Source organism: Natronobiforma cellulositropha (assembly GCF_025629245.1).
Lineage (GTDB): Archaea > Halobacteriota > Halobacteria > Halobacteriales > Natrialbaceae > Natronobiforma > Natronobiforma cellulositropha.
This window is the reverse complement of sequence record NZ_JANZXN010000059.1, coordinates 1-26,662: the sequence shown is the minus strand read 5'-3', so window position 1 is coordinate 26,662 and position 26,662 is coordinate 1. Positions and strand designations below refer to the sequence as shown.

22 protein-coding genes, 3 tRNA genes and 1 other RNA gene are annotated in these 26,662 nt (G+C 67.6%); 21 read left to right on the top strand and 5 right to left on the bottom strand.

What is annotated here, in order from left to right:
* The first annotated feature begins 22 nt into the window (after positions 1-22).
* On the top strand, positions 23-946 hold the full coding sequence (locus N0B15_RS16980; RefSeq protein ID WP_263020899.1) for a DUF8155 domain-containing protein: 924 nt from the start codon (positions 23-25) through the stop codon (positions 944-946).
* 2 nt (positions 947-948) lie between these two features.
* On the opposite strand, the gene N0B15_RS16975 is transcribed toward N0B15_RS16980, so the two are convergent.
* Complete coding sequence (locus tag N0B15_RS16975) at positions 949-2,379, bottom strand: serpin family protein (protein ID WP_263020898.1); 1,431 nt, start codon at positions 2,377-2,379, stop codon at positions 949-951.
* Between the two features lie 171 nt (positions 2,380-2,550).
* Between N0B15_RS16975 and N0B15_RS16970 the strand changes: the two genes are divergently transcribed.
* The 4 genes from N0B15_RS16970 to N0B15_RS16955 all read left to right on the top strand — a co-directional run bounded on the left by N0B15_RS16970 (position 2,551) and on the right by N0B15_RS16955 (position 7,637).
* Positions 2,551-3,009: a PaaI family thioesterase gene (locus N0B15_RS16970; RefSeq protein ID WP_263020897.1), complete on the top strand. Its 459-nt coding sequence runs from the start codon at positions 2,551-2,553 to the stop codon at positions 3,007-3,009.
* Between the two features lie 141 nt (positions 3,010-3,150).
* Positions 3,151-4,869: an Hvo_1808 family surface protein gene (locus tag N0B15_RS16965; RefSeq protein WP_263020896.1), complete on the top strand. Its 1,719-nt coding sequence runs from the start codon at positions 3,151-3,153 to the stop codon at positions 4,867-4,869.
* Positions 4,870-4,914: 45 nt separating this feature from the next.
* On the top strand, positions 4,915-6,480 hold the full coding sequence (locus N0B15_RS16960) for an Hvo_1808 family surface protein (RefSeq protein WP_263020895.1): 1,566 nt from the start codon (positions 4,915-4,917) through the stop codon (positions 6,478-6,480).
* On the top strand, positions 6,477-7,637 hold the full coding sequence (locus N0B15_RS16955; RefSeq protein ID WP_263020894.1) for a nicotinate phosphoribosyltransferase: 1,161 nt from the start codon (positions 6,477-6,479) through the stop codon (positions 7,635-7,637). Before N0B15_RS16960 ends, N0B15_RS16955 begins: the two co-directional genes overlap by 4 nt.
* A 54-nt stretch (positions 7,638-7,691) precedes the next feature.
* Here the strand turns inward: N0B15_RS16955 and N0B15_RS16950 are convergent, their stop codons facing one another.
* Complete coding sequence (locus tag N0B15_RS16950) at positions 7,692-8,300, bottom strand: TIGR00296 family protein (protein ID WP_263020893.1); 609 nt, start codon at positions 8,298-8,300, stop codon at positions 7,692-7,694.
* Positions 8,301-8,398: 98 nt separating this feature from the next.
* On the opposite strand from N0B15_RS16950, the gene rnpB reads away from it, so the two are divergent.
* From rnpB to N0B15_RS16935, 3 genes are all read left to right on the top strand, one after another.
* Positions 8,399-8,939: RNase P RNA component (gene rnpB, locus N0B15_RS16945), an RNA gene on the top strand.
* 173 nt (positions 8,940-9,112) lie between these two features.
* Positions 9,113-9,934, top strand: a complete 822-nt coding sequence (locus N0B15_RS16940; RefSeq protein ID WP_263020892.1) for a hypothetical protein — start codon at positions 9,113-9,115, stop codon at positions 9,932-9,934.
* 197 nt (positions 9,935-10,131) lie between these two features.
* Positions 10,132-10,956 carry a hypothetical protein gene (locus N0B15_RS16935; RefSeq protein WP_263020891.1) on the top strand — a complete coding sequence of 275 codons (825 nt, stop codon included), beginning with the start codon at positions 10,132-10,134 and terminating at the stop codon, positions 10,954-10,956.
* 338 nt (positions 10,957-11,294) lie between these two features.
* Here the strand turns inward: N0B15_RS16935 and N0B15_RS16930 are convergent.
* Positions 11,295-11,367: transfer RNA gene (locus N0B15_RS16930), tRNA-Arg, on the bottom strand.
* A gap of 192 nt (positions 11,368-11,559) precedes the next feature.
* On the opposite strand from N0B15_RS16930, the gene N0B15_RS16925 reads away from it, so the two are divergent.
* The 5 genes from N0B15_RS16925 (at position 11,560) to N0B15_RS16905 (ending at position 16,527) form a co-directional block, all read left to right on the top strand.
* Positions 11,560-12,009 carry a hypothetical protein gene (locus N0B15_RS16925; RefSeq protein WP_263020890.1) on the top strand — a complete coding sequence of 150 codons (450 nt, stop codon included), beginning with the start codon at positions 11,560-11,562 and terminating at the stop codon, positions 12,007-12,009.
* A 210-nt stretch (positions 12,010-12,219) separates the two neighbouring features.
* Positions 12,220-13,530, top strand: coding sequence for an MFS transporter (locus N0B15_RS16920; protein WP_425494251.1), 1,311 nt, complete (start codon positions 12,220-12,222; stop codon positions 13,528-13,530).
* Positions 13,531-13,565: 35 nt separating this feature from the next.
* On the top strand, positions 13,566-15,008 hold the full coding sequence (locus N0B15_RS16915; RefSeq protein WP_263020889.1) for a single-stranded DNA binding protein: 1,443 nt from the start codon (positions 13,566-13,568) through the stop codon (positions 15,006-15,008).
* Positions 15,009-15,074: 66 nt separating this feature from the next.
* Positions 15,075-15,506, top strand: a complete 432-nt coding sequence (locus tag N0B15_RS16910; RefSeq protein ID WP_263020888.1) for a histone — start codon at positions 15,075-15,077, stop codon at positions 15,504-15,506.
* A 13-nt stretch (positions 15,507-15,519) separates the two neighbouring features.
* The gene (locus N0B15_RS16905) at positions 15,520-16,527 is read left to right on the top strand and encodes a histone deacetylase family protein (RefSeq protein ID WP_263020887.1); all 1,008 of its coding nucleotides are present in this window, start codon (positions 15,520-15,522) and stop codon (positions 16,525-16,527) included.
* Between the two features lie 432 nt (positions 16,528-16,959).
* On the opposite strand, the gene cca is transcribed toward N0B15_RS16905, so the two are convergent.
* On the bottom strand, positions 16,960-18,348 hold the full coding sequence (cca, locus tag N0B15_RS16900; RefSeq protein WP_263020886.1) for a CCA tRNA nucleotidyltransferase: 1,389 nt from the start codon (positions 18,346-18,348) through the stop codon (positions 16,960-16,962).
* 138 nt (positions 18,349-18,486) lie between these two features.
* Between cca and N0B15_RS16895 the strand changes: the two genes are divergently transcribed.
* Positions 18,487-18,591, top strand: a tRNA-Asn gene (locus N0B15_RS16895).
* Between the two features lie 63 nt (positions 18,592-18,654).
* Here the strand turns inward: N0B15_RS16895 and N0B15_RS16890 are convergent.
* Entirely contained in the window at positions 18,655-19,083 is a 429-nt protein-coding gene (locus N0B15_RS16890; RefSeq protein WP_263020885.1) for a CopG family ribbon-helix-helix protein, read from the bottom strand.
* 104 nt (positions 19,084-19,187) lie between these two features.
* Here N0B15_RS16890 and N0B15_RS16885 point away from each other — a divergent pair, with 104 nt between their 5' ends.
* The 7 genes from N0B15_RS16885 (at position 19,188) to N0B15_RS16855 (ending at position 25,849) form a co-directional block, all read left to right on the top strand.
* On the top strand, positions 19,188-20,393 hold the full coding sequence (locus N0B15_RS16885; RefSeq protein ID WP_263020884.1) for a GTP-binding protein: 1,206 nt from the start codon (positions 19,188-19,190) through the stop codon (positions 20,391-20,393).
* On the top strand, positions 20,394-21,848 hold the full coding sequence (locus N0B15_RS16880) for a GTP-binding protein (RefSeq protein WP_263020883.1): 1,455 nt from the start codon (positions 20,394-20,396) through the stop codon (positions 21,846-21,848).
* A 169-nt stretch (positions 21,849-22,017) separates the two neighbouring features.
* On the top strand, positions 22,018-23,604 hold the full coding sequence (locus N0B15_RS16875; RefSeq protein ID WP_263020882.1) for an ABC transporter substrate-binding protein: 1,587 nt from the start codon (positions 22,018-22,020) through the stop codon (positions 23,602-23,604).
* On the top strand, positions 23,601-24,335 hold the full coding sequence (locus N0B15_RS16870; RefSeq protein WP_263020881.1) for an NAD(P)/FAD-dependent oxidoreductase: 735 nt from the start codon (positions 23,601-23,603) through the stop codon (positions 24,333-24,335). Before N0B15_RS16875 ends, N0B15_RS16870 begins: the two co-directional genes overlap by 4 nt.
* A gap of 66 nt (positions 24,336-24,401) precedes the next feature.
* Positions 24,402-24,998 (top strand): MogA/MoaB family molybdenum cofactor biosynthesis protein, encoded by a 597-nt coding sequence (locus tag N0B15_RS16865; protein WP_263020880.1) that lies wholly within the window; start codon positions 24,402-24,404, stop codon positions 24,996-24,998.
* A 36-nt stretch (positions 24,999-25,034) separates the two neighbouring features.
* Positions 25,035-25,682 (top strand): cobalt-factor II C(20)-methyltransferase, encoded by a 648-nt coding sequence (locus tag N0B15_RS16860; RefSeq protein WP_263020879.1) that lies wholly within the window; start codon positions 25,035-25,037, stop codon positions 25,680-25,682.
* A gap of 62 nt (positions 25,683-25,744) precedes the next feature.
* A tRNA-Ile gene (locus N0B15_RS16855) sits at positions 25,745-25,849 on the top strand.
* Positions 25,850-26,662: the final 813 nt, after the last annotated feature.

The window sequence follows — 26,662 nt, the reverse complement described above, 5'->3', positions numbered from 1 at the left end:
CTCGCCCCGCCGAGTGACGGCCATGACGGGAGACGAGGCGGGGCGGCCCGCTCGCGTGCGGACCGACGCGGCGACTCCTCGAGCGCGCGAGACCCACCGGCCGCCAGTCACGCTTCCCGAGTTGGTTCTCGCGCGGTACGACCGCCTCTCGCTCTACAACTCGCCGTATCCGGCCCACGACCGGGGGTGTGCGATCGACCTCTATCCGGGCGGCGAGCGCGCCCCCTCGCCCGTCGCGGGTGTCGTCCGCGAGGTGAAGACCGTCCGCGCCCCGCCGCGGCCGTACGCGCCGACACACGACCACCTGCTCGTCCTCGAGTGCCACGCCCCGGCGGCGGTCTCCGGCCTGCTCGCACGCATCCTCCACGTCGACCCGGCCGTCGGCCCCGGCCAGACGGTGGCCGTCGGCGAAGACCTCGGACGGCTCGTCCGCGCGGGCTTCTTCGCCCCCTGGGTCGCTCGCCACCTCCACGTCGGCTTTCGCCGTCCCGACCAGAACCCCTATCGCGCACGGGGATCGCTCCCCATCGCACTCGAGTCACCGGTGCTGGCGCTCGAGTGGGACGGCACCGGAACGGTGTGCGAGACGGGCGAGACCTACGCCGTCCTCGACGCGCCAGCGCACCCGGACCCCGGCGCTGGCGTCGCAGGTGTCGCCGCCGACGGCGGCGGGGCGCTCGACGGCGGTCTCCCCCACTACGACCGCGGTGGCCTGTTCTGCGGTCCCGACGGACCCGTCCACCTCTGTGGCGAGCGCGTCGGCACGGCGCACGGGCGAATCGTCTCCTGGGCTGATACGACTGTCACCGTCGACGGCGACCCCATCACCGGTCTTTCGCTCTCGCTCGCTCGAGCGGCCACCGGCGTGAAACTCGTTGCCTCGGACCACGGCCTCGCGGTCGGCGACACCGTCGAGGTCGGCATCGACGCGACCACGACCGACTGACGTCACTCGGCGAGCGTCTCGCCGTCGACGACGCGCCCGACGAACAGCGGCGTTTCGGTGGGCCGGTCCCGGATGTAGAAGAGAAACGGCCGGTCGACGACCAGTTCGACGTGGTCGGCGGGCGCGCTCTCGTCCATCACGACGGCGGTCGCGGCCGCCGCCTCGGTGCCCTCCTCGTCGACCGAGACGAAACTCTGGTGGACGATTTCGCTGATCTCGAGCCCGCCCGTCCCGTCCATGCCGCTGAAGTCCCCGCCGCTGAACGCCAGTTCCATCCCGAGACGGCGCATGACCTCGACGAGGCTGAACCGTGACTCGATGTCGAACTTCGGGAGCGCGAGGTCGACCATCGGCCGCGAGGTTTCGGCGAGCAGCGTCGCGAGGCGGTCGACGCTGAACGCCTCCTCGAACGCCTCGAACTCGCCCTCGGCGGGCAAGATCACGACCATGCTCGAGTCGCGGTTCGCGTAGGGGAGTTCGACCAGCTGGTGGCCCTCGATCTCGGTGTAGGGAAGTTCGACCGACTGGTGCATCATCGCAACCTCGCTCTCGCTGCCGTCGAGACCCGTGAACGTCGCCGTCTCGGTGTCTGCGGGATCGAACTGGTGGTACCACGGTGCGAGGAAGTAGATGGCGTTGGTCAGCACCAGCCGCGTGAGTTCGGAGACGTCGCCCTCGCCCAGCAGATCCTCGATTCGGTCGTTCGTCTGCGCTTCGACCCAGGCGTTGATCTCCTCGCGGGCGGCGTCGGCGTCGCCCTGGAAGTCGACCAGTCGCAGCCCCGCGCCGTAGTACGCCTCGAGCAACTCGAGGAAGTCCTCCTCGAAGCCGTAGCCCTCCTGGCCCCAGAGCGCGTTCGTCGTGGTGAACTGGAAGGCGGGACCGTCGCCGCCGGTCCCGGTCGGGTCGTCGACCTCCTCGCCGTCGTCGTTCCGGCGCTCGAACTCCGTCTCGAGCGCGCCGAAGGCCGCGTGGAGGTCGTCGCCCTCGAGTTCGAACGAGAGCGCCTCGGCCATCTCGCTCGCCGTCTCGCCGCGAGCGCCCGCGTAGGTCATCGCCAGCGCGACCGAGACGCTGTAGGGCGAACAGAACAGGTTCTCACCCGGCGCTTCCTCGCGCAGTTCGGCGAGCAACTCGAGCGAGAAGGCGACGTTTCCGCGGACCTGTCGGGCGAGTGCGTCGCCGTCGATCTCCGGACTCGTCGCCAGCGCCAACTCGGGGAAGTCGGGAACGTCGTAGCCGTCGAAGCCGTCCTCACCGCCGCTCGCGGTGCCACCCGAACCCCGGCCGCCGTTCGAGTCGTCGTCCGTCCCGTCGTCGCTCGAGGGGTCGTCGCTCAGACAGCCCGCAGCACCGGCGAGCAACGCGCCGGTCAGTGCGAGCACGGCGCGGCGGCTCGAGGTGGGAGCCAGGATGGAAGAACGATCAGTCATACCCGACCTACCTCGAGTCCGGATAAACCCTTTCTGGAGGGTGAAACGCCCGTTTCAGCTATCGCCGCTCGCGTATCGTCGGTCTCGAATCGCACGCTCCGATGAACTCGGTTCAACGGAACCACCCGGAAGAGCGCTGGAGCCAAACCGCTGGCGCGCACAGGGTGGGATATGACCGACGACTTCGAGCCGCTCGAGACGTTCCTCCAGGAAGCGATCGACGAGTACCACGAGTTCCTCTCCTGGCTCGGCACGACCGTCGAGACGGTCGAATCCGAACGGATGGTGCTCTCGGTTCCCTACGACGAGAAACTGACCAACCGCCACCCGCACGCGAACGGCACCCCGGACATCCACGGCGGGGTGGCCGCGACGCTGATCGACACCGCTGGCGGTCTCGTCCTGCGGACGGCGCTCGAGGACCCGCTCTCGGGTTCGATCGCGACGATCAACCTCACCGTCAACTACCTGCGCCCGGCGACGGGCGACCTGCGTGCGAGCGCCGAGGTCGTCCGCGCTGGCTCGAGCATCGGCGTCGCCGAGGTCTCCGTCGAGAGTACGACCCCCGACGACGGCCCGAAAACCGTCGCCACCGGTCAGGGGGCGTACCGGATCTTCCGCGAGGAGTGACTCGAGACTCGTACGCGACGGATGGACGCCGAGAGCGTAGGTGTTTCTCTCACCGAACCGCCGTCAGGCGGCCTGATCGTCCGGTGTGTACGCTCGAGCGGAAGGGACACATTTATCAACTGTGCGTCACGATATCGACCGATGACACGCCGCCTCGCCCTCCTCGTCTTTTCGGTGGCACTCGTCGGTCTCGTGACTGCCGGTGCGACCGGACTCGCCGTCGCAGAGACGGAGCCGACGCCCACCGGTACCCTCGCCGCACCCGACGACGACCTCGTCGAGCCGTGTGCGGCGACGCCGCCCGACGACTTCGCCGACCCGGCAGACGGCAACGCGACCATCGGCTGGTTCGACGGTTACTGGTACGACGAACCGCTCGAGATCGACGCCAGCGACGGCATCACGCCCGAAGAACTCGAGAAACTCAGCGCACGCACCGCCGCCCGCTTCGAGGCGATGCGCTGTCTCCCCTTCGAGGAACTGCCGCCGGTCGAGATCCGGACGCGCGAGGAGTTCGCCGAGGAGACACGCGAGGCGTACGCCGAGGTGGACGAAGAGACCCGCCTCTTCGACAACGCTCGCCTCGAGACGCTGTTGCTCGTCGGCAGCGACGAGGACGCGATCGACGTCCGCGAAGAGGACCGGACCGTCTCCGTCGGCGGCTACTACGACTTCATCGACGAGCGGATCGTCGTGATCTCGGACGATCCCGAGACGCTGCTGATCGACGAGGCGATTCTGGCACACGAACTCGGCCACGCGCTCCAGGATCAGCACTTCGACCTCGAGCGCTACGTCCGCGACACCACCGACCGCGACAAGGGCAAACTCGGGATGATCGAGGGCGACGTCCACCGCGTCGAACAGGCCTACCTCGAGCGCTGTACCGACGAGCGCTGGAGCGAGCCGTGTGTCACCGGCACCGGTTCGGCCGAGGAGGCGGCTGCGGACCTCGGCGACCCGCCGAGCTGGGGGCTTCACTTCCTCGAGTTCCAGCCCTACAGCGACGGCCCGTCGTTCGCGGACCACCGCTACGAGCAGGGTGGCTGGGACGCCGTCGACGCCGTCTACGAGGAGATGCCCCAGTCGTCGCTCTTCGTCATCTACCCCGAGAAGTACGGCGAACTCGAGGTCGACCCCCACGCGCTGGCCGTCGAAGACACGAGCACCGGTGACTGGGAGCGACTCGAGGCCGACCTCGATCCAGCGGACGACGACGAACCGGCGAGTCCGAACTACGACGTGATCGGGCAGGCCGGACTCTCGGCGATCCTGATCGACCCGGCGTTCGACGGCAACCCGATCGTCCAGCCCGATGCCTTCCTCAACTACGTCGGTCTCGGCGAGGTCGACCCGACGAACCCGTACAACTACGCCCTCCCCGAGACGGACGGCTGGCGCGGCGACCAGCTACACGTCTACCACGACGGCGCAGGCGAGACGGCGACCGTCTGGAAACTCGCCTGGCGCGACGCAGCCGAGACGACTCGCTTCCTCGAGACCTACGAACACCTGGTCGCCCACCGCGGCGGCGAGCGCGTCGACGGCTACGCCCACACCTACACCTTCGGCGACGGGAGCGACTTCGAGATGGCGATGACCGCCGTCCCCGACGACGACCGCCTCTGGATCGTCGCCGCACCCACGGTCGACGACCTGACCGACGTTCACGACGTGACGCTGCTCGAGGCGGCGGAGACGGACGACGAGGGTGAGGCAGACGATGGGAGCGAGACCGACGACACGGTCGGCACGAACGGCGAGGCACCCGGCGACAGTGACGGCTCGCCCGGTTTCACGCTCGCGCTGGCGGCGGCAGCGCTGCTCGTCTCGGCGCTGGCGCTCTCGAGACGCGACTGAGCGGTGGGACAAGCACTATTCCCGTCCGTCCCGTCCGTTCGAGCCATGCGTCGCGTCCCGCTGTTCGTTCTCGTCGTCCTCCTCGTCCTGGCTGGCTGTGCCGACGTCGGCTCGGTGCCGCCGTCGGACTCCGGGAACGCCTCACTCGAGGGCGACCTCGGCGAGGTCAACGGCTACGCGGCCGACGACGAGTTCGGCTTCGACGGCGACCGGGCGCTCTCGGAGACCGAACTCGAGGCGGTCACCTACCGGGCGATGGCCCGGATCGAACTGTTGCGAGAACTGCCGTTCGAGGAGACGGTCGACCTCGAGGTGGTCGGCCGCGAGGACCACCAGGAGTCGTCACCCTGGACCGGTGGCGAGTCCGACCCGTTCGAAAACGAGGTCTGGCGGGCGGCGTTCGTCGTCGACGGCGAGACCGACTACGGCGAGGCGCTCTCGGAACTCTACGGCGGGTCGGTCCAGGGCTACTACGCCGACGGCCAGGTCGTCCTCGTCGTCGACGACGCGGAGAACCCGCAGGTCGACCGCGACGTGCTGGTCCACGAACTCGTCCACGCGCTCCAGGACCAGCACGTCGGTCTCACGCGCGAGGGCGGCACCATCGACGAACGCCGCGCCGAGGAGGGACTGATCGAGGGCGAGGCCAACTACGTCCCCCACCGCTACGCCGACCGCTGTGAGACGGAGTGGGAGTGTCTCGATGGCCGGGCGGCACCCGCGCCCGAACTCGGGGGCCAGCCGTTCAACGTCGGTCTCTTCGCGTCGGTGTTCGTCCCCTACGCCGAAGGTCCCGGCTTCGTCGCCCACCTCCACGAGACCGAGGGCTGGGACGCCGTCACCGAGGCGTTCGACGAGCGCCCGGCGAGTACGTCACAGGTGATCCACCCCGAGCGCTATCCCGACGCCACGCCCGTCGAGGTCGACCTCGAGGACCGCTCGAGTGCGTCCTGGGAACCCGACAGACTCGGCGAGGACGAGAACGACCCGATCCGCACCGAGACGGTCGGCGAGGCGACGCTGTTCGCCGCGCTGTACGCCAACGGGGTCATCGACCGGCCGATCACCGACGGTGCCGACCCACCGGCGCCGTACAACTACTCCCACCCGATCACCGACGGCTGGGCGGGTGACACACTCGCCGTCTACCACGACCGCGACGACGAGACGCGAACCGGCCACGTCTGGCGACTCGCCTGGGAGAGCGAGACCGACGCGGCGCGTTTCGCCGACGCCTACCGGGACCTACTCGAGACCCACGACGCCGAGGAAGTCGCCCCCGATACCTACGTTATTCCCGACGAGAACGGCTTCGCCGGTGCCTACCACCTCTCGCTCGAGGGCGACGAACTCACGGTCGTCGGCGGGCCCGACCGCGAGTCGCTCGCGCACCTCTCCGACCGGGTGGCGACCCCCGAACCGGCGGCCGCCACCTCCTCGTCGGCCGTGACGCCGCCTGTCCCGTCGGGACTCTCCGGTCCCTCCGCGGCGGTCCCGCTCCCCGAGCGGGCTGAGGCGGACCCACTCGAGCACCCGATTTCGTCTCGAGAGCGTCCGCTCTGCCCGTATCGCCTACCTTTTTCGCACTCCTCGGGAAACCTGCCTCCATGACGAACCCGTTCGGTACGGTCCCTTCGGAGACGATCCTCGCTGGCGGGGCGACCGACGCCTACTTCGAACGCACCCGCGAGACGCTCGAGCACGCGGGCACGAACCCGCACGTCGTCACCGAGGTGACCGCCGACCAGTTCCCCACCGGCGCGTTCGAAGTCTGTACCGGCATCGCCGACCTCGCGACGCTGTTCGAGGGACGAGCCGTCGACGTCGACGCCCTCCGCGACGGCCGCCTCTTCGACGGCGGGCCGGTCGCACGCATCGAAGGTCCCTACCTCGAGTTCGCCGCACTCGAGACCGCCTTACTCGGCTTTCTCTCCCAGCCGAGTGGCTTCGCGACGGCCGCACTCGAGGTTCGCCAGGCTGCACCCGAGTCGACGCTCTTCTCCTTCGGCGCGCGCCACGTCCACCCCGCCATCGCGGCGGTCGTCGAGCGCGCCTCGCTGCTCGCCGGACTCGACGGCTTCTCACACGTCGCCGCTGGCGATCTCCTCGGCCGCGAGGCGACGGGCACGATGCCTCACGCACTCATGTTCTGCTTCGGCGAGGGCAACCAGGCCGACGCCTGGCGCGCGTTCGACGAGGCGGTCGACGCCGATACGCCCCGGATCGCCCTCTGTGACACTTTCTGGGACGAGGTGAGCGAGAGTCTGCTCGCCGCCGAGACGCTCGACTCACTCGACGGCATCCGCCTCGACACCACCGGCTCACGCCGCGGGGACTTCCGTCACATCGTCCGCGAGGTGCGCTGGGAACTCGACACCCACGGCTTCGAGGAGGTCGACATCTTCTGTAGCGGCGGTCTCGGTCCCGCCGACCTGCGCGACCTGCGCGACCTCGCCGACGGCTTCGGCGTCGGGAGCGCCATCACGAGCGCCCCCGCGGTCGACTTCAGCCTCGACATCGTCGAACTCGACGGCGAACCGGTCTCGAAACGCGGGAAGCTCTCCGGCGTCAAGCAGGTCTACCGGACGCCCGACGGCGGCCACCACGTCGCCCTCGCCGACCGTGCGCCACCGGCCGGCGGTGAGCCACTACTCGAGCCACTCGTCCGCGACGGCGAGGTGGTCAGAGACGACGTCGACGACCTCGAGGCGGCGACCGAGCGCTGTCTGGCCGACGCTCGAGCGGTCGGCTTCGGCGAAACGGTGTGAGCTACAAAAGCGGGCGCTCTGCGGCCGGCACTTCTTCGAATACTGACTCCGGAGCTATCGCGACAGCTGTTCGATGCTGCCGTCGGCCTCGCGCTCGCGGAAGACCTGTCCCTCGAAGAGGGTGACGATCACGTCGTCGTCCTCCCAGGCGTCCGGTGCGAGTTTGGCCTTCCGGCAGGTTCGCTCGAGGTACTCTTCGGCGGTCCAGTTGTGCTCGACGGGCAGCGTCGGGTAGAGCCAGCCGCTCTTGCCACCGCCGTCGACGGAGACACCGTGGATGCCGAGTTCGAGGTCGGCGAGCGGATCGTCGGTGAGAATAACGTTCTTGACGGTACAGACCGAGACGGTCAGGTTCGGTAGCTCGGAGGGGGTCACCTCGGAGCCACAGGAGTCGTCGCTCGCCGCCTGGATCGCCGCGTCGACGATGACGTGGCCGAGTTGATCGCCGGAGCGATAGCCGCCGGCACAGCCTCGGAGGCTCCCCCGGCCGCGGGTGGACTCGAGGCGGACGAACGCCCCGGTTCGCTCGTAGAACGCGTCACGCATGCTTCCTGGGTGTTCTCGCTGGCCGTGTCGTACGTAGGATTCGACGGACTCACGCGCGAGTTCGACCGCACGCGCGCCGTCCTCGTAAGAGAGATCGACGCCCTGTCGCTGGGACATACAGACGTACATGATTCTACCGCACCTAAAACGCTTCCATTCACTGTTGCCGTGTTGACCACCGAGAGACTTAACCGCCGAGACGCCCCAGACTCACTGGGAGAGAGAGCCTGGCTGCCGCGGCGTCCGGACCGGCGACGGTCCGCTCGTCCAACGTGGCGTCCGACCCCCGCGGTCGCGCCACGCCTGCGAGGAAAGTCCCCCCACCGTTTGGGCGGGTGACCGGACGCAACGTCCGGAGCGGGAGACCGCTGGCTCTGGAACAGAAACGACACGTCTCGGCCCGACCGATGATACACGCGAACCCGACCGCGAGGGAGGGGAGTTGACCTGTTGAGGGAGACGCGATTCGGAGCGCTTCTGGCGCGAGAATCGCGACTGTGAGGCGGTGTAACCGCCGAACTGGTGACCGGCGCAAGCCGCGAACCTCGTACGTCAGTCGTAGTTCAATACTGCAGGTCGCGTCCACCGCGATCACCGACGTACAGACGGCCGAGGATCGATGGAACGGCGAACCCTCACCGGTGCAAGGTCGCGTCGCTGGTAGCCCGAACACACCGCGGGCGTTCACGCCTGCGGGCGGCGCGACTGCTCAGCCGAATGCCGGGTCGAACAGAAGGGGGCTTACTCCTCTCACCTACCAATACGCTCGAGTGACGTCGCCGTCTCCTCGATCACCACCGCACCTCCGTTCGGGTAACTACTATCGCGAATAATTATTAGGGGTGACTGTCAATAGTCTCTGACCGTCGGCAGCGCGAACAATTCCAGCCGGTCACCGCTCGCGCCGCCGGCGACTGACCCCCGAAACCATGACACCAACACGACGCACACTGCTTCGATCCGTCTCCGGTATCGCCCTCGCAACCGTCGCTGGCTCGACGCTTACCGGCGCGACAGCGACTCCCGCTGCCGACCGCGCGCGAAACGAGGCCGCCCAGGACTTCAACTCCGCACTCGAGCGTGACTGTGACGGTGACGAACACCGCGCATCCATCGCCCTCGACACCCGCCGCGCCACCGTTGCCGGACAGCTCGTCACCCCGACACCCTGTCACGATCCCGTCCTCGAGGACGTCGACTACGGTGACTCCACGCTCGGCGTGACGATCGGTGCCGACGCCCCGGACGACGGCACCGCCTGCGCGGACGTCATCAGCTGTGCGCGCTACAAGGAGGCGGTCCGCCTCCCCGGCGACACCGGCTATACGGACCTCGAGGTCGTCCACGACGGCGCCGGTGGAGCGATTCCCGCGCTCGAGGCGACCGTCTCGACGGGTACGCCGGAGTACAGCAACTGTCACCAGCCGATGTCCACGGAAGACGAGGCGGCGAGCGACGCCGACGCCGAGGACGACGCCGACGCGGCCGCCGTCGAAACCGAGGACAACGTCGTTTACTTCAGCGGCCACCTCGTCGCTCCCACTCCCTGTCACGAGGTCGTCTTCCGACGCGTCGAGTTCGACGGCGACGACCTCACCGTCGAACTCGGTCTCGCCTCGACGCTCGAGCCGGGCCACGCCTGCATCCAGGTCATCGCGTGTCTCCCCTACCGTGGGCGGGTTCGCCTCCCCGAGGGGGCGTCCCCCGACGACGTGACCGTGATCGGCGGCGGCATCGGCCACTCCGAGTAGACACATCGGGGGTTCTGGGGAGGGGGTATCTGTGACTCGAGCGGCCGCGACTGACTCTCGGCACCGAGAGAGTCACATCGATCGCTGAATTTGTTTATGCCTTGAGTGCGCGTACTATCACTGATTGTCATGCCACCAGCCGTACACTCCGTCCGAGAGGGATCGATACGCGCCCCGTCCACCGCCGAGGGCCGCCCATGACCGTCGCCTCCTCGACGAGAACCGCCGGCCGCAGACTCACGACGTCAGTCGGAACCAGCGCCCACCGCGCTCGAGCGCCCGCCTTCTACCTCGTGACCGCGGCGTTTCTCGCCTTCCTCCTGTTCGCACTCCGTGAGACGATGACGATGAGCGTCACCGCCTGGGGGGCAGGCTACGGCTTCCCCGACCACCGCGTCCACCACGTGCTGATCGGCGGAACGCTGACGGTGTTCGCCGCGACGATCGCGGTCCAACTCTACCGCCCCACAGCACGCGTCGGCGCACTCCAGGCCGCGCTCGCGTTCGTCATCGCCGCGTTCGTGCTCACGGTCGTCGCCTCCGGCCCGGCGGCTGGCGCTGACCTCCTCGTGTTCGTCGTCCCGGTCGTCCTCATCGCACTGTTACACCCGGCGCGTCGCCAGCTCGTCCCGTCGCTCGAGCGTCTCGACCGCCGCCTGCTCGCCCTCGCCGCGCTCGGCGCGCTCGGCTTCGCCACCGTCGCCGTCGGCGAGTACGTCAGCCACACCACACTCGGCGACGGCCACGTCGCGATGGGCCACTACGAGTTCGTCCTCGTCGCGACGGTGACCGTCGGTCTCTTCGCGCTCCTGGGCGCACTCCGGCCCGTCGGCTGGCGCGCCCTCGTCTACGCCGCCGCCGCCATCGCCATCCTCCTCGGCGCGACCTCGCTCGCCTTCCCCGGCGCCGAACAGGGCTCGAGTCTCGCCACGCTCCCGGCGCTCGCCACCATCGTCTGGGCCATCGGCTTCGTCGCCCTCGCCGAGTACGTCGACCGAACCGACTCCTCGATCGAGTCGTGATCCACCCCGGATTTTCACATTGGTTGGTGACGCGCTGGCTCGAGAGGCGAGTGGGAGGGACGCTCGAGTGTGGTGCTCGAGGCTTTCCTGACGGAGTGTTACGCGAGCGTCAGCGAGCGTAACGCACGTCAGGCCGCGAACAAAGTGAGCGTCCTGACGGAGTGTGAGGCGAACGGAGTGAGCGTCACGCACGGACGACTGCCGTCGTCCGGAGATTTGAACTCGTGAAGACGGTCGGCCTCGCGTTGCTCGGCCGCTGCGACTTCCCTGCTCAAATCTCCGGGGCCGTTTTCGGGAAACGGACTCCTCGCTCCGCTCGTCGTGTTGTTTCCCGAAAACGTCCTGACGGAGATTTGAACTCCGGTCCCTGGCTCCGCAAGCCAAGAGGATAGTCCACTACCCTACCAGGACTCATCTGTTCATAACCCGCTTCCTCTTAAAGCACTTTCGAAACGTGGGCAAGCGCAGTCACGTGGTTTCACACTGCACTCTACACCGACCCCCGTATCTGTCACTCACTCATCCTCTCTACCCAGAAAAACCATTATGCGTTACCGTTGGAAACGTACCGACGATCTCGTTGGCACGGGGTCACACACACCCATGAAACGAACTCGTCGGAACCTCCTCCGGAACGTATCGGCACTGACTGCCTCGGTCGTCGGCGCGAGCGCCGCCGCGGCGGCACGCCCGGGTGCAGGCGAAGAGACGCCCGAATCGGTGACGAGCGCACGCATCGAGACCACGAGTCGCGAGTGCGGGTCAGAAGACTGGTCGCGCTCGAGTATCGACGACGGCGTCGTCGAAATCCAGGGCCAGGTCGCCGCGTCGTTCCCCTGTCACGACGCGGTGTTCCGTTCGATCGCCCAGCGCGGGAGCACCCTGTACGTGACGATCGGACTCGAGGCCCACTCGACGCCGTGTATCATGTGTCTCGGGACGGTCGGCTATAAGGCGGCGATCGGTCTCTCGGACGACTCGAGCGTCACCGACGTCGTCGTCAGACACGAGGGGTCGGGCGGCTCTCAGCCGATCGGTCGGCCGCGTCGCTGACTGCCGCTCGCCACACACGCCATTGGTTCTCCCCTTTCTGCACGCCTGACCGCTTCCGATAGAGCCGTAGGTCCGGCCCCGACACTCCTCGTATGGATGGCTGGCTCGAGACCGACCCGGCGCTCGTCGGGTGGGGTGGTGGTCGCGTCGGCGGTGATCGCATCGGCGGCGGTCGGGTAGGTGGCGCTCGCGGACGAGGTGAGCGTGCCCGTGGAGCGTAACGACCGCTCGATCGTCGGCTTCACGATGGTCGGCCACGGGCTGGTTCACACCTACGAGCTCTCGATTCCGATCCTGATGACGATCTGGCTGCTCGAGTTCTCGGTGACGACGGCGGTGCTCGGCGGGGCGGTGACGGTTGGCTACGCGCTCTTCGGCGCGGGGGCGCTGCCGGGTGGGCTGCTCGCCGACCGTTACGGGTCGCGGCCGCTGATCTGTGCCTGTCTGGCGGGGATGGGACTCTCGTTCGCCGCGCTGGCGCTCGTCCCCGGCATCGCCTCGCTGACGGCTGTGCTCGCTTGCTGGGGCATCGCCGCGAGCGTCTACCACCCGGCGGGACTCGCCCTGATCAGCAACGGCGTCCACGAGCGGGGGCTGGGCTTCGCCTACCACGGCATGGCGGGCAGCGTCGGCATCGCGGCCGGACCGCTCGCGACCGCGCTGTTGTTGCTGGCGTTCGACTGGCGAACCGTCGCCGTCGTCCTCGCGGTCCCCGCGCTGGTCGCCGCCGCCGTCGGCTGGTTCCTCCGCTTCGACGAGTTCGCGGCCGTCGAGGCGGGCGAGCGTGAGTGGAACCCGCGTGCTGACGCGCCCGACGATTCGGCTCGCGGCGATTCGAGCACATCGCCGCTTTCGGAGCGGCTCCGTCGGTCGGCTGGCGCGCTCGCGGGCGACCTGCGGCGGCTGTTCACCCCGGCGTTTCTCACCGTGATCGTGCTCGCGACGTTCGTCGGACTCTACTACCGCGGGCTGTTGACGTTCCTGCCGGACGTCCTCGGGGACTTTCTCGAGGCGGCCGTCGGCGACCCGCAGCTGTTCGACCCCGAGAGCCCGCTCGCCGATGAGTTCGACCTCGCTCAGTACCTCTACGTGGGTCTGTTGACCGTCGGTATCGCGGGCCAGTACGTCGGCGGACGGCTCAGCGACGCGATCGAACCCGACCGGGGGCTGGTCGGCGTGCTCTGTCTGCTCGTCGTCATCTCGCTGGCGTTCGTCCCGGCCGCCAATGCTGGCCTCCTCCCACTGCTCGCGCTCAGCGCCGTCCTCGGCTTCGCGCTGTTCGGGATGCAGCCGCTCGAGCAGGCGACCATCGCGAAGTACTCGAACCCCGAGACGCGCGGACTCTCCTTCGGCGTCGTCTACCTGGCGCTGTTCGGCGTCGGTGCGCTCGGGGCGACGGTCGTCGGGGTGGCGCTGACGGTCTCGGTACTCGCCGCGTTCGTCGTTCTCGCGGGCTTCGCGTCGGTCGCGGCGGCGCTCGGTCTCTCGTTGCGCCGACGTGTCGACGCGGGCAGAGGATAACGCTTATGCGCGGGGTTCGCCTGCACGAGCATAGTATGAGCGACATCGAGGACATCTACGACGACCTCGAGGCCGACGTCTCTCTCGACGCGTTTCGTGAGGCCGTCGCGGAGAAGGTCGAACAGATGGGTGGGCTCGCCGACGAGGAGACGGCGGCGATGCTCGTCGCCCACGAACTCGGCGAGACGGAGGTCAACGGCGTCGCGGACGTCGAGCCGGGGATGGAGGAGGCGAAGTTCCTCGCGAAGGTGGTGAGCATCGGCGAGGTGCGCACCTTCGAGCGCGAGGGCGAGGACGCCGAGGGCCGCGTGGTCAACGTCGAGGTCGCCGACGAGACGGGGGCGCTGCGGGCGGCCTTCTGGGACGAACACGCAGCGGCCGCCGTCGAGGAACTCGAGGTCGGCCAGGTGCTCCGGATCGCGGGCCGGCCCAAGGAGGGGTTCACCGGCGTCGAGGTGAGCGTCAACGACGTCGAGATCGACGAGGACGCCGAGATCGACGTCCAGATCACCGATACGCACACCGTCGAGAGCCTCTCGCTCGGGCTCTCGAACGTGAACCTCGTCGGGCTGGTGCTCGACACCGGTACGGTGCGCACTTTCGATCGCGACGACGGTTCCGAGGGCCGGGTGGCGAACCTCACCCTCGGCGACTCGACGGGACGGATTCGCGTGACGCTCTGGGACGAACAGGCAGACCGAGCGGAGGAACTCTCGAGCGGGGTGACCGTCGAGGTCGTCGACGGCTACGTCCGCGAGCGAGACGGCGCGCTCGAGTTACACGTCGGCTCGCGCGGTGCGGTCGAGGAGGTCGACGAGTCGGTCGAGTACGTCCCCGAGAGCACGCCCATCGAGAGCGTCGAGATCGATCAGATCGTCGACCTGACGGGCGTGGTCCGCTCGGCCGATCCGATCCGGACGTTCGACCGCGACGATGGCTCGGAAGGCCAGGTCAGGAACATCCGGCTCCAGGACGCGACCGGCGACATCCGCGTCGCCCTCTGGGGGGAGAAGGCGGACGTCGACGTCGGCCCGGGCGACGAAGTGGCGCTCGCGGACGTCGAGATTCAGGACGGCTGGCAGGACGACCTCGAGGCCTCCGCTGGCTGGCGCTCGACGATCACGGTGCTCGACGCCTCGCCGACCGGGAGTGGCGGTGCGGAGGCGGACGACGACGCGGTCGGTCTCTCGGCGTTCGCTGACGGCGCTGCCGGTAGTGGGGACGAGGGTGCGAGCGACGAGGGGTCGGCCGCTGCCGGTGGCGATACTGGCGCGAGTACGAGTGCGGACCCGGCCGACGACGAGGGCGAAGAACTCGAGTTCACGGGTGTCGTCGTCCAGGCTGGCGACCCGGTCGTCCTCGACGACGGCGAGACGACGATGAGCGTCGAGACCAGCGCGGACGTCGGACTCGGCGAGGAGGTGACCGCCCGCGGGGTCGTCCGTGACGGCCGTCTCGTCGCGAACGACGTGTTCTGACCGCTCGAGGGGTGCTCTCGGCGGCGTTGCAAAATCGTTAAGGGTGTCAGCTTCCGGTATCAAGGTATGAACGTCGAGCTACCGTTTGCGCCGGTGGACACGATTATTCGGCGCAACGCGGGGGAACTTCGGGTGAGCGCCGACGCTTCGAAAGAACTCGCCAGACGGATCCAGCGTCACGGCGCGACGCTCGCCGAGGACGCCGCCGAGCGGGCGACCGCCGACGGCCGGAAGACGCTCATGGCGTCTGACTTCGGCGTCGAGACGGTGATCGACACCGACACCCTCGAGCTGCCGGTCGCGCCGGTCGACCGCATCGCGCGCATCGAGATCGACGAGCGCTACCGGGTCTCGATGAACGCCCGTGTCGCTCTCGCCGACATCCTCGAGGACTACGCGGACAACGTCGCCCGCGCGGCGGCGACGCTCGCGCGTCACGCCGACCGTCGGACCATCACGGCCGACGACATCGAGACCTACTTCGCGCTGTTCGAGTGAGTGTGAGCCTCTGATGCGATTCGGTTACAGCGACGTCTGCCTCGAACACGACCCCGGCGCGCGCCACCCGGAGACGCCGGACCGCCTCCGGGCGATCCGCGAGGGACTGAAGCGCAAACACGGTGTCGAGTACGTCGACGCCCCACCCGCCTCGTTCGAGACGATGGCCGCCGTCCACGACCGTGACTATCTCGAGTCACTGCGCGAGTTCTGTGCGGCGGGTGGCGGTGACTGGGACCCCGACACGACCGCGGTCGAGGAGAGCTGGGACGCCATCGCCAAGAGCGCGGGCCTGGCCTGCTGGGCGGCCGAGTCGGCGCTCGAGGGGGCCGACGGGCGCGAGACGCCCTTCGCGCTGGGGCGGCCGCCGGGCCACCACGCGGTGTTCGACGACGCGATGGGCTTCTGTTTCGTCAACAACGTCGCCGTCGCCGCCCAGCACGCCCTCGACGACTGCGGCTGTGACCGGGTCGCCATCGTCGACTGGGACGTCCACCACGGCAACGGCACCCAGGACATCTTCGCCGACCGCGAGGACGTGTTCGTGATCTCGCTCCACGAACAGGGGCTGTACCCGGGCACCGGCGCGGCCGACGAGATCGGCACCGGTGCGGGTGCGGGGGCGACGATGAACGTCCCGATGCCGCCGGGAAGCGACGACGTCGACTACCTCGCGGCGTTCGACGACGTGGTCGACCCGGCGCTGGCCGCGTTCGACCCCGACTGCGTGCTCGTCAGTGCGGGCTTCGACGCACACAAACACGATCCGATCTCGCGCATTCGCCTCTCGACGGAGACCTACGCGCTCGCGAGCGACCGGCTCAGGACGGTCGCAGCCGACACCGACGCCGCCCTCGCGTTCGTTCTCGAGGGTGGCTACGGACTGGACGTCCTCGCCGAGAGCATCGCGATGGTTCACGAGACCTTCGACGGCCGGCCGCCGATCGAACCCGACGGCGACGTGAGCGACGACGTCGCCGCGGTGCTCGAGACGGTCACTGACGCCCACGAGTCCGTCTGAGACTCGTGGGGCATGGCTGAAAAACGCGTGAGCGACAGCCGCGGCGCGCACACGAGACGCGTTCGCGACTCACTTACACGAAACCGTGGCACAGGGTTGCGTAGCCTTCGACTGGCTCGATCTGACGTGCTGGTGCGCAGGGCACACCTGTCTCTTCCGTCGTGTCGGGGTCGCTCTCAGACCGCCGGGTTCGTGACGTGAACCACACGTGACAGGCAGAACGGACGCTCGAGCCCGGGCGTCCAGGACCACCCTCGAGACTCGCACTCGAGTGTCGGCTGTGACCGGTGGTGGCCAGCGTGGGAAGCGATTGCGGGTTCGCGTTCACCATGATACAGACTCACACGGCCGACCGTATTAAGCGCTCCTATTATGGGGGTTAAAATATATTATTGCGTATTAACACCGGGGCGCCTGACCGTCCCGACGCGCTCAGGGCTGTGGCTCGACGTAGCGGCGAAGTTCCGGCCCGAACGCTGGGAGGAGCGTCGCGAGTGCGTTGCCCTCGAGCACCTCGTAGCCGTCCTCGAGCGCGCGCTGAACGTGTGCGCCGAGACCGACGTCGAAGAGGTGCTCGCTCTCGAGGAACGCTCGGGCGGTGGTGAACTCGCGCTCGCGCTCGACGACGTAGCGCCCGCCGTCGAGAAACGGGCCGTAGACGTCGGGGTCGGCGGCGTACGTCTCGTAGAACCCTTCGGCGTGGGCGCGGACCGAGACGGGCGGTCCCTCGTGGCGCTCGACACGCGGGCGTTCGGCGGCCGCGAGTTCGACCAGCAACACTGCTGCGTCGTCGGCGAACGCCGCCGAGCGGAAGACCGGGAACTCCCGCTGCTCGAGCCCGCTCGTGACGCCCGCGAGCGACTTGCGAAGCTGGGGGTAGAGCTGGTCGTCGACGACGTCGGGTGCGTCGAAACGTAGCGCGAGCACCGTCGTCTCGCGGCGCTCGAGGTACTCGCGGAGTTCCGACGCCGTCAGCGGTGCTGGCTCGTCCGGCTCGAAGAGGTCGCGACGCGGGTTCGCGAGCGCCTCGCGCGCGTAGTGCTGGAACCGGGCGACGTTCTCGGCCGAGCAGACGGCAGCGACGTTCCGCTCGGGGTCGGTCGGATCGATCACGACGAGCGGGTCGTCGAAACTGACCGTCCCGTGGGTCTCGGGGTCGAGAGTGACCGGGGGCTGCCAGTCGGCGGCGGTCTCGAGCAGCGGGCGGAAGCCGCCGTACTCACAGACGAGCAGTTCGGTCAGGTAGCCGCTGAACCCCTGCGTCCGGAGGTCGCTGCCGTAGACGCCGATGCCCTTCAGGAAGGCCTTGGTGAGCCGGACCTCGCCGGCGAGGCGGTCGTCGAGCCGGTCGGCGAGGTAGCGGTTGTGAAACGGCGTCCGGTCGACCGCCGACTTGATCTCCGTCGCCCGCTCGACGCGGTAACAGGGGACGACGTCGACGTCGAAGCCGTCGAAGACGCCCTTCACGTAGGGGTGTTCTGCGAACTCCTCGTGGCCGTCGGGCAGCGTCGCGTGGCCGACGGTCAGCCCGTACTCCCGGAGGGTCTCGCGCTCGAGTCCTGGTGGGAAACGCACGAAGACGTCGACGTCGCGGTCGCCGCTGATCCAGGTCCCCCGCGCCGTCGAGCCGACGCGCAGGACGTCGGCGTCGGGACACAGCTCGAGTGCCGCGGTCTCTGCGCGCTCGGCGAGGGCGGCTGCGACCTGCTCGAGCGTCTCGCGCTCGTCCGCGTCCGGTTCGAAGCGCTCGCGCGCCCAGCGAATCACGTCCTCGAAGGCGTCCCCGGCCGCCTCGGCGCTCCCGGCATCCTCGTCGGTCATCGATGGGGAGTACTCGAGCCGAGCGGGAAAGCGTGTCGAAGACGGCGGGCCGGATTTCCCGAGCAGACTGCTAGCCGGCGACACGGTGGGCGGAGAAAACGAAAGCCCTATCAAATACACCCGACAAACTGCAGGTGAGCCGCCATAGCTCAGATGGTAGAGCACCTCGCTGTTACGGTGACACAGTTTCGGCTGGTCGCCGCAGAGACGAGGTGGTCCCAGGTTCGAGTCCTGGTGGCGGCGCTCCGATTCTCTCCGATGTCTCACGCGATCCGTCAGCCTCGAGCGACCGTCACACCCGAGTGCTCACCCGTAGCGTTCCGGTAGCTGACCGACCGTATCGAGCGCGAGCAACGAGTACTCGACCGACTGGACGTCCTCGGTCGAGCGCACCTGGCCGACGAACGTCGACACCGTCTCGAGGTCGGTCTCGAGGACGAACAGCTCCATACAGTACTCGTCGACGTGGCTGTGGACGTTCGAGGCGATTTCCGCCTCGTACTCGTGTCTGAGACGCGTGATCCGGCGTTCGGCGGGACGCGAGCCGAAGTCGTAGAGGGCGCTCACGACGGCGGCGAGCGGACGCTCCTCGAGACGTTCGTTGTCGAACTCGGTGAGTAAGGCTCTCGCTCCCTCGCGGACGACTTCGCTTCGGCCGGTGTAATCGTGATCTGCCGCGAACGCGTCGAGACGGTCGATCAAGTCCGCTGGCATCGAGACACTGACGACAGGCATGTATTAATCTACAATATGCATCTAATAGTATTTGTTATTCACTTGGGGTTCGCAGCGTAATAACTAACATTGACGTAGCTGTAGATCATACACTCGAGCGAACTATGCCTGACGACCGTATTCCAGTGACCGTCCTGAGCGGCAGTCTCGGTGCGGGCAAGACGACGGTGTTGAACCACATTCTGAGCGCCGACCACGGACTCGAGGTGGCCGTCGTGGTCAACGACATGGGGGAGGTGAACGTCGACGCCGAAGCCGTCGCCCAGCAGTCTGACCTCGGCGGCGACGAGGAGATCATCGAACTCTCGAACGGCTGTATCTGCTGTCGTCTCCGGGGCGACATGCTCGAGGAGGTCGGCCGCCTCGCCGAGCGTCGGGAGTTCGACTACCTGCTCGTCGAGTCCTCGGGCATCTCCGAACCGATTCCCGTCGCCCAGACGTTCGCACTCGGCTTCGAAGACGCCAGTTTCGACCCGACCGACACCTACGCACTCGACACGATGGTGACCGTCGTCAACGCCCACAGCTTCTACGAGTCCTTCGATTCCGGTGCGGCACTCACCGACGATGGCCTGACCCCCGACGCCGGCCGCGTTCCCGAAGAGGTGTTGCTCGATCAGATCGAGTTCTGTGACGTCCTCGTGCTCAACAAGTGCGACCTCGTCCCCGACGACGCCCTCGACGAGATCGAAGCCGTCCTCGAGCGCCTCCAGCCGCGGGCGACGCTCGTCCGGACGGTCCACGGCGACCTCGAGCCCGAACAGATCCTGGGAACGGGCCGGTTCGACTTCGAGGCCGCCCAGGGCGGTGCGGGCTGGAAACACGAACTCCAGCACGACCACCACCACGACCCGCTCGAGGAACACGGCGTCACCTCCTTCGTCTACGAGCAGAAACGGCCGTTCCACCCGCTGCGTATCGCGCGACTCCTCAGCGACATGCCCGACGAACTCATCCGCGCGAAGGGCTTCTTCTGGAGCGCCGGCCGCGAGGACGCCGCGATGGGGATGGACAAGGCCGGTACCTCCGTCCGCGCCGGTCCCTCGGGGACGTGGCTCGCGACGCTCCCCGAAGCCCAGCGCCAGCAGTACTTCGCCGCCCGGCCGGGACTGAAAGACGACTGGGACGAACAGTGGGGCGACCGGATGACCCGCCTCGTCTTCATCGGACGCGAGTTCGACGCCGACGGCCTGATCGACGCCCTCGACGACTGTGCGCTCACCGACGCCGAGATGGACGAGGACTGGTCGACCTACCCCGATCCGTTCGAACCGCAAGAGCGACGTGAACTCGCGCTCGCCAACGACTAGATGTCTTCGACTCCAGTCACCGTCCTCTGTGGCGCACTCGGCGCGGGGAAGACGACGCTGCTCTCACACCTCCTCGCGAGCGACGAGCGCGACGTCGCCGTCCTCGTCAACGACGTCGGCGAGGTGAACGTCGACGCCGACCTCGTCGAGGCCCGGACCGACCTCGCCGACGGCGGCGAACTCGTCGCCCTCGAGAACGGCTGTATCTGCTGTAGCCTCGGCGGCGAACTCTCCCGGGCCGTCATCGACCTCTGGCGAAACCACGACTTCGATGCGCTCGTCATCGAAGCCTCCGGCGTCGGCGAACCCGAACCGATCGCAGAGCAGTTCGTCCGCGGTCCCGCCGGCGGTCCCTACGACCTCGACGCGCTCGTCACCGTCGTCGACGCCCGCGACTTCTACGACCGCTTCGTCGCCGGCCGCGACGGCACGGTGCCGACGCGCTCGACGCTCGCGGACACCGACGCGACCCGCCCGCTCTCGGACCTCCTGCTCGAGCAGATCGAGTTCTGCGACCACCTCGTGCTCAACAAGTGCGACCTCGTCAGCGCCGACGAGCGCGACGCTGCCGTCGCCCTGCTCGAGACGCTCCAGCCACACGCGGACGTCGTCACCACCGAGTACGGTGTCGTCGACCCCGACACGATCCTCGAGCGCGGCGGTGTCGATCTGGAGTCGATCAAACGCGCGGCTGGCTGGAAACAGGCGGTCGAGTCACTCGAGGACGACCTGGATACTCACACCGGTCACGACTCCGCCGAGGGTGATCACGACGAGCACTCGCACGACCACGGCCACGACGAGCACTCGCACGACCACGGCCACGACGAGCACTCGCACGACCACGGCCACGACGAACACTCGCACGACCACGGCCACGACGAGCACTCGCACGACCACGGTCACGGTGAGGACTGCGGCCACGACCACGGCGAGGCGTGCGAGCACGACCACGATCACTCGAGTCACGACCACGAGAGCGCACACGCACGCTACGGTATCGAGGTCGACGGCTACCGGCGCGGACGGCCGTTCCACCCCGAACGCTTCGCGCGCCTGCTCGCCTCGCTCCCCGACGGTCTCGTCCGCGCGAAAGGTCTCTGCTGGATCGCCGGCCGCGAAGATCAGGCGATCACCATGAGCTTCGCGGGCAGCCAGACCACACTCGGGGTCACCGGCCGCTGGATCGCGAGCCTCCCCGAGAGCCGCCAGGAGCCCTACCGGCGCGGCCAGCCCGACCTCCCGTGGGACGAACGCTGGGGCGACCGCGAGAGCCGGCTGGCACTCATCGGCCGGGACCTCGATGTGGAGGCGCTGGCGGCCCGCCTCGACGAGTGTCTGCTCACCGACGAGGAACTCGCCGCCGAAGACGAGTGGACCGGCTACGAGAACCCCGCACCGACCGCGATGGGCGCGACGGTGACGGTCGACCTCGAGGCGCCGCCGACGATCTAACCTCCTCGACGCGCTCGGCGCTTCGGCCGTTCGTACACTCGAGTGACTTCTCTCGCCACGACTGGCGAGACGACCGGTTCCGACGGCGTGCCCGCGGCCCACCCGATATTACCAATACAGAAATCAAATTTACGAATTCTTATTAACTAAAGGTTTAAAGTTGGTAACTATGGCACCGACATTCACTCGGAGGCGCGCGCTCGCCGGGACGGCGGCCGTCACGGCAGGTGCGCTCGCGGGCTGTTTCAGTTCGCTCTCAGACGATGGGGATGAGGGGGATCGACGGGCCGCTCGCGTCTCGCTGATCAGCGACCCGGCCGACGGAAACTGGGACCTCTACGGCGGGCTGACGCCGTACTACACGCCGGTCCACGAGACGCTCACCGCAGCGACCCACGACTTCGAGTCGATCGAGCCGTGGCTCGCGACCGACTGGGAGGCGGTCGACGACCAGACCTGGCGCTTTACGCTCCGCGAGGACGTCACCTTCCACGACGGCTCGCCGCTGGACGCCGACGCCGTCGCGACCTCGCTGGGAACGCTGTTCGAACACGAGCGCTACGACTGGGCGAAGTGTGACGAAGACAGTTTCAGCGCCGAAGACGGCGACCTGATCGTCGAACCCTTCGAGCGCTTCGGCGCACTCCCTGGCACCCTCAGCCACCCGCTGTTCGGCATCCAGCGCCGCGACGACGCCGAACCCGAGCGTCCGGTCGGCACCGGTCCCTACGAGACACCGGCCATCGAGTTCGGCGAGCCGGTTCACACCGTCGCCTTCGAGTCCTACTGGGGCGTCCCGCCACAGCTCGAGGAGCTGACCTTCGAGGGCGTCGTCGATCCGAACACCCGCTCGCTCGGACTCGAGAGCGCCGAGACCGACCTCGCGTTCGACCTGCCCCGCTCACACTACGACTCGCTCGCAGCTGACGACGACGTCGTCGTCAGGACCGAGACCGAGCCACGGACGGGACTGGCGATGGTGAACCTGTACCGTGCGCCCACCGACGACGAGTACGTTCGCCGGGCGTTGAACTACGCGATCGACCAGGAGACCATCGTCGACACCGTCTTAGAGGGCATCGGCGACCCCGCGCGTGGACCCTACGCCGAGTCGATTCCCTGGTCTGCCCACGCTGAGTTGCCGGCCTACGGTCCCGACCTCGAGCGCGCGCGAGACCTGCTCGAGCGCTCGTCGTACGACGCCGACGACCTCCACCTCGACCTGATCGTCTCGAACGCGAATCCACACGAACACGACATCGCCTCGGTCATGCAGTCGCGCTTCGCCGAAATCGGCGTCGAGATGGATATCCGACAGCTCGACTCGAGTTCGTTCTTCGAGGTCGAGAACAAGCGCGAGGCGAACCTGATCCTCGTCGAACTGGGTTCGATCAACGGCGCGGCGGACTACCTCGTCCACCTGCAGTTTCACTCGATGGGTGGGGACAACCGCGCGCTCTACGAGTCCGAGGGAACGGGCGTCTCGAACCCCGGACCCGAGGTCGACGAACTCATCGAGCGCGGTGACCGCGCACTCGACGAGACGGTCAAACACGACGCCTACCGCGAGGTCCAACACCGCGTCATGGACACCGGGGCCGTGATCCCGGTCTACTACAAGGAGTACGTCCTCGGCCAGCGAGCGACCACCACCGGTCCCGAACTCCACTCGGTCCCGCACATGACCCGCTGGAGCGAGTTCGGCTACCGCGAGTCGGCCGCCGGTGACGGAACCCCCTCGGAGGGCGAGCGATGACCGCCGAGACGGGCCACGAGGACGCCACGAGCTGTGACGTGCTCGTCGTCGGCGGCGGTCCCGCGGGCTGCTCTGCGGGCGTCTTCACCGCCCGCGCCGGACTCGAGACCCACATCGTCGAACACCGCCGCTCGCTCCTGCGCAAGTCGGCCCACCTCGAGAACTACCTCGGCTTCCCCGACGGCGTCCGCCCGCAGACCTTCCTCGAGATAGCACGCGATCACGCCCGCACCGCTGGCTGTACCTACGAGACCGCCACCGTCGAGTCCGTCGAGCGCACCGACGGCGACGCGGGTCGCTTTCGCGCCGCCACCACCGACGGCGTCATCGACGCCGCGTTCGTCCTCGTCGCCTCCTGGTCGGACTGTTCGTTCCTCGAGGCGGTCGGCGTCGAGACGGGCATCGAGGAGGGCGGACACGTCCCGATCGTCGAGATCGACGACGACGGCCGGACCTCCGTCGAGGGCATCTACGCGGCCGGTCGCCTCACCGACCAGCACCACCAGGCGATCGTCAACGCGGGCCACGGCGCCCACGTCGCGCTCGCACTCGTCCGCGACGTCCGCCCGTCGTACTACAACGACTGGGTCGTTCCCGAGGGCTACTACGAGGCCTACGACCGCGCCGTTCCGGACGGCGTCGAAGCGATCGACCACGAGGAACGCGAGCGCCGCCTCGAGCGCTCGCGCCGGACGATGCGCACCTACTTCGCGGAGCGCCCGGAGGAGTGAGCGATGTCTCGGTGCCGAGCGCCCGACGTCGAAAACGTATTTCCCCCGGGGTGAGTACCCCCGCCCATGACTCCCGACTCCCGACGGAGCACCGACGAGCACGGCCACGACGTCATCGACCCCCTCTACGTCGCCATCGTCACCGTCTCGAGTTCGCGCGCGAGCGACGCCCGCTCGAGCGGCGAGACGCCTGCGGACCCGGGCGGTGACACCATCGCCGCCTGTTTCGAGGAGGCGGGACACGAGGTCCGCGCGCGCGAACTCGTCCGCGACGACTACGCGGCCATCCGCACCGCCGTCCGTGCGCTGGTCGCCCGCCGGGACGTCGACGTGGTGGTGACCACCGGCGGGACGGGCGTCACCGCCGACGACGTCTCACCCGAGGCCACCTCCGCGCTGTTCGAGCGCGAACTGCCCGGCTTCGGCGAACTGTTCCGCGCGCTCTCCTGGGAGGAAGTCGGCACGCGCGCGATGGCCTCGCGCGCCACCGCTGGCATCGCCGCCGACACGCCCGTCTTCTGTCTGCCCGGTAGCACCAACGCCTGCCGCACCGCCTGCGAGCAACTCATCGTCCCCGAAGCCCCACACCTCGCCGGACTCGCCACCAGCCACCGCGTCGGCGCGGCCGACCAGAGCCTCGCCGAGTTCCAGAATGAGGAGTGACCGCCCGCTCGCGGCGACCACACCGGAGGTCCCGCGATGACCCTCTACGGCGTCGGTCTCGGACCCGGCCAGGCCGACCTGCTGACCGTCCGCGGCAAACGGGTCCTCGAGTCGGTCTCCGTCGTCTACTCCCCCGGCCGCCTCTCGCGGTCGGTCGCCGCCGAGTACGTCGACGAAGACACGCTGAGCGACCTCGAGTTCCCGATGACGCGCGACCCCGAGGTCCTCGAGCGCGCTTGGCGCGAGGCCGCAGCCACCGTCGCCCCCACCGCACGCGAAGCCGACGCCGCGTTCGTCACCCTCGGCGACCCCAACGTCTACTCGACGTTCGGCCACCTCCGGCGCACCCTCGAGCGCGACCACCCCGACGTCGACCTCGAGGTCGTCCCCGGCGTGAGTTCGGTCACCGCCTTCGCGACCGCCCTCGGCGTCGACATCGAAGCCGGGAGCGACCTCGCACTCGCCGAAGCCGCAGACGGCGCCGCACCCACCCTCGCCGACCGCATGATCCTCTTCAAAGTGACCGACGCCCCCGAAACCCACCGGAAGCTGACCGCGGCGGGCTACACGGTCACCTTCGGCCGACGGCTGTTCATGGAGCAGGGCGAGACACTCGTCACCGACGACCCCGCAGCGCTACTCGAGCGCGACTACTACACCCTGGCGTACGCCCGCCGCGACTGAGGGCGGTTTCGCTCGAGAGAGTAAGGGTTAACTATCGCGCACGGGTCTGTTCGCTCGAGTGAGGGCCCTTAGCTCAGTTGGTTAGAGCGCTCGGCTCATAACGTCTCCAGGCTGGTCTGGGGGTGTGAGATACCGAGTGGTCGATGGTTCGAATCCGTCAGGGCCCATGGAGCGAGGCGAACACGTCGTGAGCCTCGCGGAATGATGCACTGACGGTTCGAAGTAGACGGCACCGAGCGGAGCGAGGTGACGGCGTAGTTCGAATCCGTCAGGGCCCATTGAGCAAACCGAACAATTCTCGAGCTTTACGGAGTAGATTGCTGACGGTTCGAATCCTGCAAGTCACAACGCGAACGGAACGAGCGACCGGTTTGCTTCGGTTCGACCCCGTCACCATTCGCCACACAGGGGCTGGGAATCGCCGTACTACGCGTGGACTCTCATGATGCCATATGCATATGCTGTGGACAAAACAGTCGAAACAACTTCGCTTCCAAACATTCACTTAGCTTGAATCAGCTATCTATGTCATATGTCTGAGAGCGACTCTATTCATTGGACTGAAACCCTACACACCATGTTAGACTCGGGTTCGGACAGCGGAGACTCAATAATCAAATTCATAGAGGATAAAGTCCCTAATGAAGAAAGTCGACTTTATGATGACAAGAGACAAATATTCATCCATAATGACAATACCGACATAGGAAAAGAAAGACAATTCAAACTGCTAAAACATGTTAGCGCTTTAGCCAATACAAGAACAGAACAACGTTATAGGTATTTATTCATTTGCTTTACTGACGATCGAAAATTCATCGGTTCCGATGATTGGGAGTCCAAAGGAGGTAACCACATAGCTGATGTTGACGAATCGGCCTTGTTTAGACGTTCGAAATTGGCCTCCTGAGCCCCTGGCTAGTAAGTTCTAGGGTTCTAGCAAGAGCTGCTACTTGTCGAGGTTACTAGGAAGTGAAGCG